Here is a 15021-nt window from a genome sequence, read left to right as displayed (position 1 = left end):
ATGCCGACCGTCACGTTCGTGCTCAACGGCGAGTCGACGACGGTCGACGTCACGGCCGCCGACGAGCCGCTGCTGTGGGTGTTGCGCGACGTGCTCGGCGTGACCGGTCCGAAGTACGGCTGCGGCGTCGGCGTGTGCAAGGCGTGCACGAGTCATCTCGACGGCGCCGCGTTCAACCCGTGCATCACCCCGGTGAGCGAGTGCGCGGGCCACGCCGTCACGACCATCGAGGGGCTCGCCGACGGTGAGACGCTGCATCCGGTGCAGCAGGCGTGGATCGACGAGGACGTCGCGCAGTGCGGCTACTGCCAGCCCGGCCAGATCATGGCCGCGGCCGCCTTGCTCGCCGGGAACCCGCACCCGACCGACGCCGATATCGACGCGCTCGAGAACGTCTGCCGCTGCGGCACCTACTTCCGGATCCGCTCGGCGATCCACCGCGCCGCGGCCTCCATGGGCTGACATCCGCCGCTGGGGCAACCTGTCGGGGACGGTTCGCGTCCTTGGGGGGCGATGGCGGCGAGCTCGACATCCGATCGCGAAGGGTTCGCGGAGTGGGCGCACGCGCGCATGGACGCGCTCGTGCGCTTCGGTGCCGCGCTCGCGGGCGCCGACGGCGCCGAGGACCTCGTGCAGACCGCGCTCGCGCGGACGTGGGCCGCGTGGCCGCGCGTCGAGCGCCGTGACGACCCCGAGGGCTACGTCCGGCGCGTGATGGTGAACACGCAGATCGGGGAGTGGCGACGCCGGCGTCGGCGCGCGGGCGTGGCCGTCGCGCCCGCTCCGGCGTTCGTCGCCGAGTCGAGTGACACGATGCTCGATCCCGCGGAGCCACTGTGGAGCGCGCTCCGCGCGCTGCCGCCCCGCCAGCGCGCGGTCGTCGTGCTTCGGTACTGCGAGGACCGCAGCGAGCTCGAGACCGCGGCGCTGCTGCACTGCTCGGTCGGCACCGTCAAGAGCCAGGCCGCGAAGGGCCTCGCGAAGCTGCGCCTCGCGCTCGGAGAGGAGTCGTCATGACGGATGTCGTGGAGAAGCTGCGTGCGTCGTACGAATCGCGGACGACGGCGGTCGACGCCGACGCGATCGTCGAGCGCGCGATCGCGCGCGGGTCGCGGATCCGACGGGCACGGCGCGGTACCGCCGTCGGCTCGTCGGTTGCCGTCATCGTGCTCGTCGTCACGCTCGTCGTCGCGGCCGCAAGGCCCGACACCGGTGTGCGCGTCGGCACGCGCCCGACGGCCGCGCCGCGCGGTGTCCCGACTGCGCGCGTCTCGATGTTCCCCGACCTCGCGCGCATGCAGAAGCTCGCAGTCTCCAATCGTGACCGTGCGGCGCAACCCGCGCTCGTTCGCGCCGAGGTCGTGAAGACGACATGGGGCGCGTTCCGCACCTCGGCGACGCCCGTGGTCTCGGACGACACGCCCGACGATCTCGCCATCGACGTGATCCAACTGACGGGCACGACGTTCACCTGCGGATGCTCGCTCGCGCCGATGAAGCCGGGGCGCGCGTTGCTGTACGAGTGGGACCCCTCGACGCACGGAGTCCGGAGCTTCGCGTTCCGTCGCGAGCCGATCGACCTGTGGCAGTTCGGTCGCGTCTACCGCATCCCGCTTCCGCCGGTTGCCGCGCCGCCGACGACGGTCGCTCGAGACCTGTGCACGCAGGCCGATCTCGACGCGCCGGGGCTCGCGATGCCCGCGCCGCAAAGGATCACGAAGACGACCGCGCTCGGCGACTTCGGGCGACTCGATCCCGCGCCCGGAGTCGTCTCACGCGTCCCGGCGACGACCGCATGGCAGGCGCTGACCGGTGGGCACCCGCAACCGGCTCGCTCCGCGCGACTCCTGCTCGGGTACTACTCGTCCTCTCCGTCCGCGGGCGGTCACGTTCTCGCGTGGGTGCTCGAGGAGCAACACCTCGCGTTCGACGGCTTTCAGGGCCCGGGCCCGCCGCCGCCCGGGGTCACGACCACGCCGCGACCCGCGTGCGAGTTCACGAATGCGTATCTGGTCCTCGACGCGATCACCGGAAAGGGGATCACCGACGCCTACCGCGGCTGACGGCCCGCTTGAGTGTCGCACCCGTGTTGTTGGATGGCGGTGGCGGAGACCACCGACGCCGACACCGGGAGACACGAGGCGATGGACGACCTGCGAATCGACTGCGACGAGTGCGTGATGCGCGCCACGAGCGCGTGCGACGACTGCGTCGTCAGCTTCATCGTCAAGCGTGAGCCCGGCGACGCGATCGTCGTCGACGTCGAGGAAGCGCGTGCGCTGCGCGCACTGGGGGAGCGAGGGCTGGTGCCTCGGCTCCGACATCGGGCGCGCGTCGGGTGACTCGCATCACCCGACGCGGGAGTCCGCTCGTGCTAGTCGCGTTCCTTCGTCGCCATCCGCAGCAGGTCCATCGCGCCCGTGCCGGTCGCCTTGATGCCCTGCGCCTTGATCGAAACGTCCCAGCCCTCGGCCTGCGCGCGCAACGCCGACGCCGTGCAGTTCTCGCGCCCGCCGAGCGTGGTGAACGGGTCGTAGTTGAACAGCCGCATCGCGTTCGTGTGCGTCATCTTGTTCGTGTCCTCGTCGGACACGTCGGCCATCTGCTTCGCGACGAACTCCGGCGACTGCGGCCAGGTCGAGTCGGAGTGCGGGTAGTCGCACTCCCACGTGATCATGTCGATGTTCATCTTGTGCCGCATCTCGACGCCGACCGGGTCGTCGATGAAGCACACCACGACCTGCTGGTCGAGCACCTGGCTCGGCATGCGACCGCCCATGTCCTGACCCGTCCAGAAACGGTGACGGTCGTACGTGTAGTCGATGCGCTCGCGGAAGTACGGAATCCAGCCGATGCCGCCCTCGGAGAGCGCGAACGTCAGGTTCCGGTACTTCTTGAGCGTGCGCGACCACACGAGGTCCGCCGCGGCCTGCACGATGTTGATCGGCGACAGCGTGATCAGCACGTCCATCGGCGCATCGTCGGCGGTGATCACCATCTGCGACGACGACCCGATGTGCATGCACATCACGATCTCGAGGTCCTGGGCGACCTCCCACACCGGGTCCCAGTGGTCGCTGTGGATGCTCGGGTATCCGAGCTTGGTGACGTTCTCGGAGAACGTCATCGCGTGCACGCCCTTGGCGGCGACGCGCTTCGCCTCGGCGGCGCAGATCTCGGGGTCCCACAGCGCGGGCAACGCGAGCGGGATGAACCGGCCCGGATACGCGCCGCACCACTCTTCGATGTGCCAGTCGTTGTACGCCTGGAGGAGCGCGAGGCCGAGCTCGGGGTCCTTCTGCGCGGTGCGCGAGAACAACTGCCCGGTGAACTGCGGGAACGACGGAAAGCACATCGAGCCCAGCACGCCGTTGGCGTTCATGTCCTTGATGCGGTCGTGCACGTCGTAGCAGCCGCTGCGCATCTGCTCGAAGCTCGTCGGGTCCATCGCGTATTCCTCGGGCGGGCGCCCCGCGACGGCGTTCAAGCCGATGTTGGGCATCTCCGACCCTTGGAACTGCCAGACGTCGATGCCGGAGTCCTTGCGCACGAGCTTCGGCGCCGCGTCCTTGAACTTCGCCGGGAGGTGCCGTTCGAACACGTCGGGCGGCTCCACCACGTGGTCATCGACGCTGACGAGAACGAGATCTTCCACGCGCATGTTCTCTTCCCCCTTCGACCGGCGGGGTCGCTGCAACCTGACGCCAACGTCAGCCTAGCGCCGGGTCCCCGGGCGCGCGCCCGAGCGTGGTCGCGAGCGCGACGGAGTCTGCCGTGCTGTGACTTTGCGACCCTCAGTGCCCTCTCGGGCTACTGGATGTCGCAAAGCGGGCGCGTCCGCGAACTGGGCCCGAGCTCAGAAGACGACGGGGAGGTGGTTGGGCGCGCGGAACGTCATGCCGGTGATGAACGGCGCTTCCGCGTCGGCGTCGAGTCGCAGGTTCGGCAGGCGGTCGAGGAGGCGGGAGAGCACGACCCGGGTCTCCATGCGCGCGAGGTGCAGGCCCAGGCACATGTGCGGGCCGAACGCGAACGCGAGGTGCTGGCGCGGGGCGCGGAACATGTCGAACTGGTCCGCGTTCTCCCAGTACTTCTCGTCGTGGTTCGCCGAGCCCATGTTCACGACGATCGTGGCGCCGGCCTTCACGTCGAAGCCGTCGACGACCGTGTCGCGCGTCGCGGTGCGCATGATCGTGAGCAGCGGCGGCTCCCACCGCAGCCCCTCTTCGATCGCCTGCGGCATGAGCGCGCGGTCGGCGCGCAGCGCGTCGAGCTGTGCGGGATTCGTGAGCAGTCCGTAGAGGAGGTTGCTCGACGAGCGGTACGTCGTCTCCGCCCCGGCGGGGAGCAGCAGGCGCAGGAAGGCGACGATCTCGTCGTCGGTGAGGCGCTGGCCGTCGAGCTCGGCCTTCTCGAGCACGCTGATGACGTCGTTCTGCGGGTGCGCGCGCCGTTCGGCGATGATCCCGCAGAAGTACTCGTTGAGCTCGGCCGACGCCGCGAGGCCGCGGTCCATGTCGAACGCGACGCTGATGAGCTCGACGGCGAGCCGGTGGAAACGCGGCAGGTCCTCGCGCGGCAGACCGAGCAGACGCGCGATGACGACGACCGGGAACGGGAACGTGAGCTCGCGCACGAGGTCGGCGTGGCCGCGATCGATGAAGTGGTCGATGTGCTCGTCGACGACGTCGCGCACGAGGTCGGACTCCCAGACATCCATCGCCTTGCGGCTGAACGCCTGCTGTACGAGGGCGCGGTACGTGTGGTGCTCGGGCTCGTCCATCTCGAGGATGGTGTGGCCCATGACCGCGCCGATCACCTCGGCGTATCCGGCGGACGAGAACGTGTCGCCGTCGCGCAGCACCGTCTGAACGGCATCGAACCCGAACGCGGTGTAGACGTCGGGGATGTCGAGGGCGGTCATGCCCTGCTCGGTCATCTCGGCCAGCTCGGAGAGGTCGCCGAGATCTTCCTTCAGCAGCGAGCCGTGAGCGCGCGCCATCGCGAACAACGGGTACGGGTTCTCGACGACCCCGATGCCGGCGCTGCGGTTGAAGTCCTCGAAGGGGTCGTACTCCTCGGCGGGAGCAAGAACGTCGTCGCTGGCCATGGCTGTGCTCTCTTCCGCTGCTGGGCGCACCCGCGCGAGCGCCCGGCGAACTATAAGTCATGTGCTTTGATCGATGAGCGGGCCGCACCCTCGATCGGCCGCGCCCGCCTCGCTGCTAGAACTCCGGGTCACACGACGGGCGCAACGGGAGGGGCATCCGCGCATGGCAGCCGACCAGATCAACCTCGGGTTGTTGCTCCTCCGGGTCGCGGTCGGGGCGACGATGTTCGCCCACGGCTACAACCACGTGTTCCGCGGCGGCAAGATCGCCGGCACCGGGCGCTGGTTCGAGAGCCTCGGCATGAAGCCGGGCGTGCTGCACGCGTGGCTGGCGAGCGCGACGGAGCTCGCCGCCGGCACGTGCCTGATCATCGGATTCCTCACGCCGTTCGCAGCGGGCGCGTGCGCGGGCGTGATGCTCGTCGCCTGGATCACGAACCATTTGCGCAACGGCTTCTTCATCTTCCGTCCCGGCGAAGGCTGGGAGTACGTCGCCAATCTCTGCTTCGCGTCGCTCGCGCTCGGCGCGCTCGGCGCGGGGAAGTGGTCCGTCGACCACGGCATCGACTTCGTGCTGCACGGCTGGAAGGGCTTCGTGGTCGCGCTGATCTTCGGCCCCTTGGCCTCGGCCGCGCTGCTCGTCACGTTCTGGCGCCCGCCGGCGCGTGAGCCGAAAGCTTCGTAGCGCCGAAGGCCGCCGTCGGGCCGCTCAGCCGGAGAGTGCGGCGACGAGGAGCGGCACGACCGCGCGGTAGTCGCCGACGATGCCGACGTCGGCCGCGCCGAACATCTTCGCGGACGACGCCGAGTTGATGCACAGCACCGTGCGCGCGGCGCGCACGCCGACGGAGTGGTTGAACTTGCCGCTCGCGCCGATGCTCACGAACAGACGCGGCGCGACGCTGCGACCGGTGATACCGATCTGCCGCGCGCGCGGCAGCCAGCCTTGGTCGGTCACCTTGCGGGTCGCGGCGAGCTCGGCTCCGAGCGCGTGCAGCAGCGGATCGAGCATCGGGTAGTCGGTCGGGTCGACGCCGACACCGACGCCGACGACCGCGTCGGCTTCGGCGAGCACGTCGAGGTCGTCGTCGCGCGTGCGCGCGAGCACGCGGACGCGACCACGAGGCTCGACGGCGCGCGTCGTGACCGGCGCGCGGAAGGTGCGCGGCGTGAGCCGGGGGAGCATGCCGGCGCGTACCGTCGCCATCTGCACGGGTGAGGTCGCGGTGATCGCGGCGACGAGCTGGCCGCCGAACGCGGGCTTCCACGCGACGAGTCGTCCGTCCTCGACCTCGAGGCCGATCGCGTCGCCCGTGAGTCCCGCGCCGAGCGCCGCCGCCGCGCGCGACGCGACCTCGCGTCCCCACGCGGTGCTGCCCGCGACGATCGCCCACGGCCCGTTGTCGCGGGCCCAGTCGGCGAGCCCGCGCGCGACGTCCTCTTCGACGTGCGATCCCTGCAGCTGCACGACCGCGTCGGCGCCGTGTCCGCCGATCGCGTCGGTGTCGGATTCCTCGACGGTGATCGCGACGACGCGACCGTCGATCTGCTCCGCGACGAGCGCGGCGCTCGCGAGCAGCTCCGCGGTCAGTCGCTCGCGCGCCGGTTCGACGACCACCGCGACGACCGGGCCGTTGTTTGCTTCGCGCGGCGCGGGTACCGGCGCGTGATCGTCGTCGACGACGCCGGGGTCAAGCGCGCCCCGTCGGTGCAGCTCGGCGACGGCATTGCGCACCTGCTCCTCGACGGACGCGTCCGGCCACCAGGCGAGCACGCGTTCCTCGGCGATGACGCGCACCGGTCCGACGCGCGTCGGGCTCGCGTCCTGGCCCCACGGCCCCGCGCCGAGTGCCGACGCGTCGAGCACGCGGATGAGCTCGGCCGGCACGGCGGCGCGGCCGTCGGGATCGACCTTCGCGGGCTCGCACAACCGTTCCGCGCACGACAGCACCGCGGGGAGCGCGAGCTCGGTCTGGAGCCAGCCGTCGTCGTGCTCGCACCGGACGTTGAGCGTCTCGCCCTCGAGCGCGAGAAAGCGCACGCCGGTCATGAACGGCATGTCGAGCAGCTGCGCGAGCTCGGGGCCGACCTGGCCGGTGTCGGCGTCGAGCGAGTTGCGGCCGGCGAGGACGAGGTCGAAGCGACCGAGGTGGTCGAGCGTCGCGGCGAGCGCCCGCGCGGTCGCGAGCGTGTCGCTGCCCGCGAACGCGGGATCGCTCACGAGGACGCCGTCGATCTCGACGTCGCGCTGCAGTCCCCACGCGATCGACTCGCGCAGCGCGTCCTCCGCGCTCGGCGGACCGAGCGTGATCACGGTGACCGAGGAACCCCCGCGCTCGGTCGCGAGCTCGCACGCCTTGCTCACGGCGCGCCGGCAGTACGCGTTCAGCTCGAGCTCGATGCCGTCGCGCACGAGCCGGCCGTCGGGTCCGAGCTGCATCTTCTCGAAGCTCGGGATCTGCTTCACCAACGCCGCGATGCGCACGCGCCGACTCTATTGGTCGCACTCGCTGCGCTCGCCGCTCCTGATGCCTCGTCCCGGGCTCGGGCGGCCCGCAGAGCGACCGCCCGTTCCTGCTGGTGTTGCCTCGATGACCTCCTCGATACCATCGCCCGCATGCACATGAGGGAAGCCGTCATCGTCGACACCGCGCGCACTGCGATCGGGAAGCGCAAGGGTGCGCTGAGCAACTGGCACCCGACGGATCTGCTCGGCTTCGCGCTCCGCACGATCATCGAGCGCAACGACCTCGACGCGGGCATCGTCGACGACGTCGTCGGCGGCTGCGTCACGCAGTCCGGTGAGCAGGGCACGAACGTCACGCGCAACGCGTGGGTCGCGGCGGGTCTGCCGTGGCACGTGCCCGCGACGTCGGTCGACCGGCAGTGCGGGTCGTCGCAGCAAGCCGTGCACTTCGTCGCCCAGGGCGTGATGGCCGGCGCCTACGACCTCGCGATCGCGTGTGGTGTCGAGTCGATGACGCGGGCGCCCATGGCGTCGAACTCGAAGGGCGGTACGGGTCCGTTCAGCCCGTCGTTCATGCGCGAGTGCAACGGTGTGCTCGGCATCCAGTTCTGGGTCGCGCAGGTGCTCGCCGACAAGTACGGCATCACGCGCGACGACATGGACGCGTACGCGGTCGAGAGTCACCGCCGCGCGCAGGAGAACAGCGAGAACGGCTTCTTCGCCAAGGAGATCATCCCCGTCCCGATCAAGGACGAGAACGGCGAGCTCACGGGTGAGGTGCTCGCTCGCGACGAAGGCATCCGGCCCGGGACGACGATGGAGACGCTGGCAGGGCTCGCGCCCGCGATGTCGTGGGATCCCGATCAGGCACCGAACATCACCGCCGGCAACTCGTCGCAGATGAACGATGCGGCGTCGGCGATGATCATCGCGTCGCGCGAGACCGCGGAGCGGCTGGGTCTTCCGATCCGCGCGCGGTTCGTGCACTTCGCCGTGGCCGCGGAGGATCCGGTGCTCGTGCTCTCCGCACCGGTGCCCGTCACGCACAAGCTGTTCGAGCGCACCGGCATGAAGGTCGAAGACTTCGACGCGATCGAGTGCAACGAGGCGTTCGCCGCGATCGCGCTGATGTGGGCGCGCGAGTTCGACCCCGACATGACGAAGTTCAACCCCCGCGGCGGCGCGATCGCGATCGGCCACCCGCTCGGCGCGAGCGGTGTGCGCATCATGACGACGATGCTCAACGATCTCGAGCAGACCGGCGGCCGCTACGGCTTCCAGACGATGTGCGAGGGTGGCGGGCAGGCGAACGCGACGGTCATCGAGCGCCTGGGTTGAACGGGCCGGGCGCGACGATCGATCCCCGGATGAGGCTCGGTGCGCCTTATACGGACGGGACGAGCTCCGACCAACGCGACGCGAGCGCGGGGTCGCCGATGATCTCGATGCCGGCCTCCTCGGCGAAGAGCCGGCCCCAGAAGTAGAGCAGCAGACCCTCGGCCGGACCGCGGAACGCGACGTCGCCCTTGGCGTGCTCGCGCGTCAGCGTGCGCGCACCAGCTTCGGGGAACGTGATCAGCCACTCGCCCGCAGCGTCGGTGCAGTGCACGTGCGCGGTCTCGCCCGCGCCGGGCGACTGATGCGCGCCGCGCATCATGGCGGTGAACATGTCGAGGTATTCGTCGAGACCGTCGGAAACCATCTCCGCGCTGACGGTCGGAGGCTCGATGCCCGCGGCGCGCGCGACATCCCAACCGTGGACGAACGTCTCGTGCGCGCAGCGCCGGGCCCAGAACTCGACGGTCGGCGTGTCCGACGAGAACGTCCAGCAGAGTTCGTCGAACGCGGTGTTGCGGAGGCGATCCAGCAACGCCGCGCTGCCCTCGCGGAACCACGAGCCGAGCGCGGGGTCGTCGGCCTTCGGCGGGTTCAGGGTCTTGAACAGTCCGAAGTTCGCGGCCGGGCGCCCGTCGATCACGCCCACGATGACGTGCTGGAGCCCGCCGACGTGCTGCACGCAGTCCTCGACCGTCCAGTCGCCGCACCACGGAATCGGTGCGTTGCGGTCCGCGTCGAGCGCGTCGGCCATCCGGTTCGAAGCGATCTCGATGGCGTCGAGGTACTCGTCAGATCTCATGCGGTTCCGACCTCCGGCGCTCGATCCGCAGGTGGCGCTGATCGCAGTCGTTGACCGCGCCTTCGGTCTCCACCTGGCCCGTCATCGGGTCGGCACGATAGCGACGAGCGCCTCGAGCTGCTCGCAGACGTGCGCGACGGAGTGGTGCACGAAGCGCACGTTGAGCGCGGTCGCCCCGGCGGCGGCCAGCCGCCCGACCTGCTCGGCGACCCGCTCGGGCTCGCCGAGGGGATCGAGGGGATGCTCGTTCTGGAGCACGACATCGATCGGCGCATCGCGAGACGACCACGCATCGGTCGCACGCGCGCGGCCCATCATCTCCGCGATCTGCGCGCTCCGCAGACCGAACGGCGCCCAGCCGTCGCCAAGCTCGACCGCGCGTCGCAACGAGCGCGCGGTGCGACCACCGACCCACAGCGGCACGCGCGCCTGCTGCGCGCACGGATCCACCACGAACTCCGAGAAGTCGTAGAACTCGCCGTGGTACTCGGGCCGCACCTGCGAGAGCGCGGCCCGCAGCGCGCGCATGGCGTCGTCGGCGCGCGCGCCGCGATCCTCGAACGGCGCGTCGAGCAGCGCGAACTCTGCGGCGAGCGAGCCGACCCCGACGCCGAGCACGAGCCGGCCGTCGCAGACGCGGTCGAGCGTGCCATAGCGCTTCGCGATCGCGAGCGGATGGTGGTAGCCGAGCACGAGCACGTGCGTCGCGAATCGAATCGATTCCGTCACCGCCGCGAGGTAGCCGAAGGTGGGCAGCGGATCCCAGTAGCGCGCACCGCGCGTCTCCGCGACGTCGACCGGGATGCCGACGTGCTCGCTGCAGGTGAGGTGGTGGTAGCCGAGCCGGTCTGCGGCGCGCGCGATCTCGACGACGTCGGCGAGCGTGCCCGTCTCCTCCCAACGCGCGTGCGCGCGGGGGAGCATCGTGAGCACCGGCGTGACGATGCCGAGCTTCAACTACTTCTTCGTGATGATGGCGCGGTCGGCGAGGATGTTCTTCTGTACCTCGGTCGCGCCCGCGCCGATCGACGTGTAGCGCTGGAAGCTGTAGAGGCGCGTCCACGAACCGCCGTCGACCGCGTCCGGACCGTTGCGTGCGAGCAACCCGGCCGGGCCGAGCAGATCGATCGCGAGCTCCGCGAGGTACTGCGCGAGGTGGCTCCACTGCAACTTCGCCAGCGGGACCTCGGGCCAGTTCTTCTGACCCTTGATGATCTTCGTGAGCGCGCGGTAGTTGAGCAGCTTCGTGTACTCGATCTGCGTGTACGCGCGCGCGATGCGCTCGCGAATCTCGGGATCGTCGAGCGCATCGGGGTTCACCGCGCGCGCGGTCGAGATCATCGCCCGCAAATCCTGCGCCATCGTGATCGCGAGACCCGACGTGCCGACGCGCTCGTGACCGAGCGTGCCCATCGCGACCTGCCAGCCCTGACCCTCTTCGCCGAGCCGGTAGTCGGCGGGGATGCGCGCGTCGGTGAAGAACACCTCGTTGAACATCTCGTCGCCGGTGAGGTCGCGGATCGGGCGGCACTCGATGCCCGGCGTGTCCATGTCGATGATGAACGCGGTGATGCCGTCGTGCTTGCGTTTCTCTTCGATCGACTTCGGATCCGTGCGCAGCAGGAACAAGCCCCACTTCGCGAGGTGCGCGGTGGAGATCCAGATCTTCGTGCCGTTGACGACGTATTCGTCACCGTCGCGGATCGCCATCGTGCGCAGGTTCGCGAGGTCGGAGCCGGCCTGCGGTTCGGAGAATCCCTGGCACCAGTGCTCGTCTGCGGAGAGGATGCCCGGCAACCAACGTTGCTTCTGCTCGTCGGTGCCCCATTTGATGATCATCGGGCCGATCTGCCACAGCCCGTTCGCGTTGTAGATGCCGGGCGCGCGGCGCGATGCCATCGTCTCCGAGTAGATGACGTTCTGCACCGGCGTCGCTTCGCGACCGCCCCACTCCTTCGGCCAGTTGATGCATGCCCAACGACCGTCGTTCAGGCGCCGCTGCCATTCCTTGCGCCGCTCCTGCGTGCGCTTGATGCCCGCGGCCTGCCCGCCGCCGGGATCCTCGTCGCTCTCCGTCTCGGCGAGGAACTTCGGAAGGTTCTCGTCGAGCCAATCAACGAGCTCGGTGCGGAACGCTTCGTCTTCGGCGGTATACGCGAAGTCCACGACCTGACAATAGCGTCAGCCCTGCGGCACGGTCCGGTGCCGAGCGAGCCCGAATCCGAGCGCGCCACCGAGCAGCAGCAGGACGATCACCGCGAGCGCGACATCGAGCGAGCGATGACTCGTCGAGTGCGGCGTCGACCCGAGCCGTCTCGCGGAGTCCTCTTCGACGAGCCGCACCGGCGCCTCGGGAAGGCCGGCGCTGACGAACTTCGCGTACGCCGTCTGCGCGTTCGCGAGGGCCGATCGGAGGGCTTGCGCCCGTGTCTCGAGCGCGGCGTCGTTCGGATTGGTCAGCAGCTGCGTCTGCACGTCGATCCGCTCGTGGGAGAGCTGCTGCGTCAGGTCGAGGGCCTTGGTGACCTGCGCGTCGTACTCCGTCTGGGCGACCTGCGCGAGGTATCGGACGAGCTGCTCGGCGAAGGCGTCGACGACGGCGATCGCGCGCGCCGCAGTGTGCTGGGTCGAGGTGATCGTGATCCGGCCCGTCTTCGAGTCGACCGAGACGTGCACCTGCTGGACGAGCTGCTGCGGCCCGCCGTGATAGTGCAGTTGCGTCGCGACACGAGACGGAACGACACCGTTTCGCACCAGCGACTCGTCCTGGCTGACGACCGACCTGCCGTGTGCTGTGGAAGTCGCGAGCACGGTTGCGCTCGCCTCGTATCGGTCCGATGGTTGCGACGCCGCGCCGCCCTTACGCGGTGACGCGGAGCGCAGCGCGAAGAACACGCCGACGGTGAGCGCGACGACGAGTACCACGGCGGTCACGAGGACGCGCGCGGGAGCGCGCCGACGCGACGACGGCGCGATCGCCGGGCGGAGCTCGGCCGCGACGCGCACCGCGTCGCTCGCGGCGCGCGCCCGATCGTCCAACGTCGCGCTCATGACTCCTCCTCGACTGCGAGTGCGCGCGCGAGCGATGCACGCGCGTGCGACAACGTCGCCTTCACCGTTCCTTCGGCGATGCCGAGCAGCGTCGCGATCTGGGCGATCGACCGGTCGTCGACGTAGTACAACGCGACGACCTGCGCCTCGCGACGCGGCAGTGCTCGCACCGTCGCCCAGAACTCGTCGTGCTCGGGTGCGAGCGCGACGGCGGCCGGGCGCGCGGCGAGGCGCGCGAGTGCCGCGGCCTCCCGCACGCGCCGGCGCCAGTGCGAGGCGGCGCGGTTGGTCACGACCCGGCGCACCCAGGCCGCGGGGTTCTCGACCTCGTCCCAGCGCCCGTGCAAGGCGGCGAAGGCGTCCTGCGTGAGGTCCTCGGCGGTGTTCCAGTCTCCCGTGAGCGCGGCCGCGAGCGCGAGCACCGCCGAGTGGTCCGCGCTCCAGAACGCGTCGAACTCACCGTCGGCGCTCCTCTCGCGAACGCCGGCCTCGGCCTCGACGACCGGCTCACCGAACCTCATGTCACTCCGTCGCCCCACGATGCTCGACGGTTTAGTTGCCCGCTAACGTGCGCGGCCATGGACTTCACGTTCTCCGACGACCAGGAAGCGCTGCGCGACAGCGTGCGGTCGTTCCTCGACGATCGCGGCATGAGCTACGTCCGCGCGATGGTCGACGACGAACGCGGTTTCACCGACGACGTGTGGCGCGCGATGACCGAGCTCGGATGGGCGGGCCTTCTGATCCCCGAGGCACACGGCGGTCTCGGGCTCGATCTCGTCGACATGGTCGTCGTGATGGAAGAGATGGGTCGCTTCCCGTTCCCGGGCCCGTACTTCTCGTCGTCGGTGTTCGCGACGCTCGCCGCGAAGCGGCTCGGCGCCGACGATCTGCTCGGTCCGCTCGCGAGCGGTGATCTGCGCGGCACCGTCGCGATCGAGGAGATGGGTCACGGCGACGTCGTTGATCGCGTGCGCGCGCGTTCGCGCCGCAAGGGCGCGGACTGGGTGGTGTCGGGGCTCAAGCCGACCGTGCTCGACGGGCACACCGCCGACTGGGCGATCGTCGTCGCGCGCACCGAGGATGGCATCGGCTCGTTCCTGCTCGAGGCACCCGCGGCGCAGCTCGTGCCCGGACTCGATCCGACCCGCAAGATCAGCCGCCTCGACCTCGGCGAGCGCGCGGTGCGCCGCATCGGGCCCGACGGTGATCACACCGCGATCTGGAAGCGCGTCGTCGACGACGCGGCCGTGATGCTCGCGGCGGAGCTCGTCGGCTCGTGCGAGTCGGCGCACCGGCTCGCGGTCGAGTACGCGAAGGTGCGCGTGCAGTTCGACCGGCCGCTATCGTCGTTCCAGGCGATTCGGCACAAGGCCGTCGACATGCTCCAGCAGGTCGAGCTCGCGCGCGTCGGGACGCACTACGCGGCGTGGACTTCCGATGTCGACGATCCCGCGCGCGAGCGCGCCGCGGCAATGTGCAAGGGTTTCGTCGGTGAGGCCGCGGTGTACGTGTCGGGCGAGGACATCCAGATCCACGGCGGCGTCGGCTTCACGTGGGACTGCGACGCGCACTTCCACTTCAAGCGCGCCAAGGCGAGTGATGTGATGCTCGGCGGCGGTGGCTTCCACCGCGGCCGGCTCGCCGATCTCGTGCTGGGTTAAGCCGACTCGTCCTCGCCGGTCTCCGCCGGGGGCTGCTCCGCGCGCCGGCGGATGTCGACGAACGCGTCGCGCAGCGCGAGCCACACGTCACCGAGCCGCACCGCGGTCGGCGCGTCGCCGGCGATGACGTCGTCGTCGAGCGCGTCGACGGCGGCGCGCGCGAGGTGCAGCAACGAGGCATCGCGCGCTTCGACGGTCACGATGTCGTCGTTCACGGACACGCGCATCTGACGCCGCCCCGCGTCTTCGGGCGGCTCGTCGGTCGTGCCGGTGACGTCGACCGCGCCGAGGGCTTCCTTCGCTCGATCCAGATCGATTCCGAGCTCCGTGAGCGCGCGCGCCGCCGCGCTCTCCGGATCTCCGAGCGCCGCGAGCAGGAGGTGCTGCGACCCCACCGGCTGCGCGCCCGCGAGACGCGTCGCCTGCTCGAGGGTCTGGTCGGCCGCGGGCGTCGTGTCGGGCAGGACGGGCTGGAAGGGAACGGATTGCGGAGCGCGCCGGCGAAACAGCCCGCGCGCACGCGTGCCGGCCTCCGCCGGAACCCGATCCAGCACGGCCATGCGTACGGAGATCGCGGCCGGCTCGGGCGCGT

16 protein-coding genes are annotated in these 15021 nt (G+C 70.2%); 7 read left to right on the top strand and 9 right to left on the bottom strand.

Going from position 1 to position 15021, the window contains the following annotated elements; all coding sequences use genetic code 11:
• From VH914_16250 to VH914_16235, 4 genes are read left to right on the top strand one after another with little or no spacing between them, the layout of a single operon-like run.
• Entirely contained in the window at window positions 1-462 is a 462-nt protein-coding gene (locus VH914_16250) for a (2Fe-2S)-binding protein (GenBank protein HEX4492760.1), read from the top strand.
• 51 nt (window positions 463-513) lie between these two features.
• Window positions 514-1017, top strand: a complete 504-nt coding sequence (locus VH914_16245) for a SigE family RNA polymerase sigma factor (protein ID HEX4492759.1) — start codon at window positions 514-516, stop codon at window positions 1015-1017.
• On the top strand, window positions 1014-2063 hold the full coding sequence (locus tag VH914_16240) for a hypothetical protein (protein HEX4492758.1): 1050 nt from the start codon (window positions 1014-1016) through the stop codon (window positions 2061-2063). The genes VH914_16245 and VH914_16240 overlap by 4 nt, the downstream gene beginning before the upstream one ends.
• Before the next feature lie 39 nt (window positions 2064-2102).
• Window positions 2103-2342, top strand: a complete 240-nt coding sequence (locus VH914_16235) for a hypothetical protein (GenBank protein HEX4492757.1) — start codon at window positions 2103-2105, stop codon at window positions 2340-2342.
• Between the two features lie 32 nt (window positions 2343-2374).
• Here the strand turns inward: VH914_16235 and VH914_16230 are convergent, their stop codons facing one another.
• Both VH914_16230 and VH914_16225 read right to left on the bottom strand, forming a co-directional pair.
• On the bottom strand, window positions 2375-3661 hold the full coding sequence (locus VH914_16230; protein HEX4492756.1) for an amidohydrolase family protein: 1287 nt from the start codon (window positions 3659-3661) through the stop codon (window positions 2375-2377).
• A 195-nt stretch (window positions 3662-3856) separates the two neighbouring features.
• Window positions 3857-5110 carry a cytochrome P450 gene (locus VH914_16225; protein HEX4492755.1) on the bottom strand — a complete coding sequence of 418 codons (1254 nt, stop codon included), beginning with the start codon at window positions 5108-5110 and terminating at the stop codon, window positions 3857-3859.
• A gap of 163 nt (window positions 5111-5273) precedes the next feature.
• Here VH914_16225 and VH914_16220 point away from each other — a divergent pair, with 163 nt between their 5' ends.
• A complete protein-coding gene (locus VH914_16220) occupies window positions 5274-5795 on the top strand; it encodes a DoxX family protein (GenBank protein HEX4492754.1) in 522 nt (173 codons plus the stop codon).
• Between the two features lie 24 nt (window positions 5796-5819).
• On the opposite strand, the gene VH914_16215 is transcribed toward VH914_16220, so the two are convergent.
• Entirely contained in the window at window positions 5820-7595 is a 1776-nt protein-coding gene (locus tag VH914_16215; protein ID HEX4492753.1) for an FAD-binding protein, read from the bottom strand.
• Window positions 7596-7733: 138 nt separating this feature from the next.
• On the opposite strand from VH914_16215, the gene VH914_16210 reads away from it, so the two are divergent.
• Entirely contained in the window at window positions 7734-8915 is a 1182-nt protein-coding gene (locus VH914_16210; GenBank protein HEX4492752.1) for a thiolase family protein, read from the top strand.
• A gap of 46 nt (window positions 8916-8961) precedes the next feature.
• On the opposite strand, the gene VH914_16205 is transcribed toward VH914_16210, so the two are convergent.
• The 5 genes from VH914_16205 to VH914_16185 all read right to left on the bottom strand — a co-directional run bounded on the left by VH914_16205 (window position 8962) and on the right by VH914_16185 (window position 13286).
• The gene (locus VH914_16205; protein ID HEX4492751.1) at window positions 8962-9714 is read right to left on the bottom strand and encodes a maleylpyruvate isomerase family mycothiol-dependent enzyme; all 753 of its coding nucleotides are present in this window, start codon (window positions 9712-9714) and stop codon (window positions 8962-8964) included.
• A gap of 81 nt (window positions 9715-9795) precedes the next feature.
• Window positions 9796-10671 (bottom strand): LLM class F420-dependent oxidoreductase, encoded by an 876-nt coding sequence (locus tag VH914_16200; GenBank protein HEX4492750.1) that lies wholly within the window; start codon window positions 10669-10671, stop codon window positions 9796-9798.
• Window positions 10672-11880, bottom strand: a complete 1209-nt coding sequence (locus VH914_16195) for an acyl-CoA dehydrogenase family protein (GenBank protein HEX4492749.1) — start codon at window positions 11878-11880, stop codon at window positions 10672-10674.
• 15 nt (window positions 11881-11895) lie between these two features.
• A complete protein-coding gene (locus VH914_16190) occupies window positions 11896-12765 on the bottom strand; it encodes a hypothetical protein (GenBank protein HEX4492748.1) in 870 nt (289 codons plus the stop codon).
• A complete protein-coding gene (locus VH914_16185; protein HEX4492747.1) occupies window positions 12762-13286 on the bottom strand; it encodes a sigma-70 family RNA polymerase sigma factor in 525 nt (174 codons plus the stop codon). Before VH914_16185 ends, VH914_16190 begins: the two co-directional genes overlap by 4 nt.
• A 57-nt stretch (window positions 13287-13343) precedes the next feature.
• On the opposite strand from VH914_16185, the gene VH914_16180 reads away from it, so the two are divergent.
• Complete coding sequence (locus tag VH914_16180; protein HEX4492746.1) at window positions 13344-14429, top strand: acyl-CoA dehydrogenase family protein; 1086 nt, start codon at window positions 13344-13346, stop codon at window positions 14427-14429.
• Here VH914_16180 and VH914_16175 read toward each other — a convergent pair.
• Window positions 14426-14989 carry a Clp protease N-terminal domain-containing protein gene (locus VH914_16175; protein HEX4492745.1) on the bottom strand — a complete coding sequence of 188 codons (564 nt, stop codon included), beginning with the start codon at window positions 14987-14989 and terminating at the stop codon, window positions 14426-14428. The genes VH914_16180 and VH914_16175 overlap by 4 nt on opposite strands.
• Window positions 14990-15021 lie beyond the last annotated feature (32 nt).

This window comes from Acidimicrobiia bacterium, from assembly GCA_036271555.1.
Lineage (GTDB): Bacteria > Actinomycetota > Acidimicrobiia > IMCC26256 > PALSA-610 > DATBAK01.
This window is presented reverse-complemented; position numbering and strand designations above follow the sequence as displayed.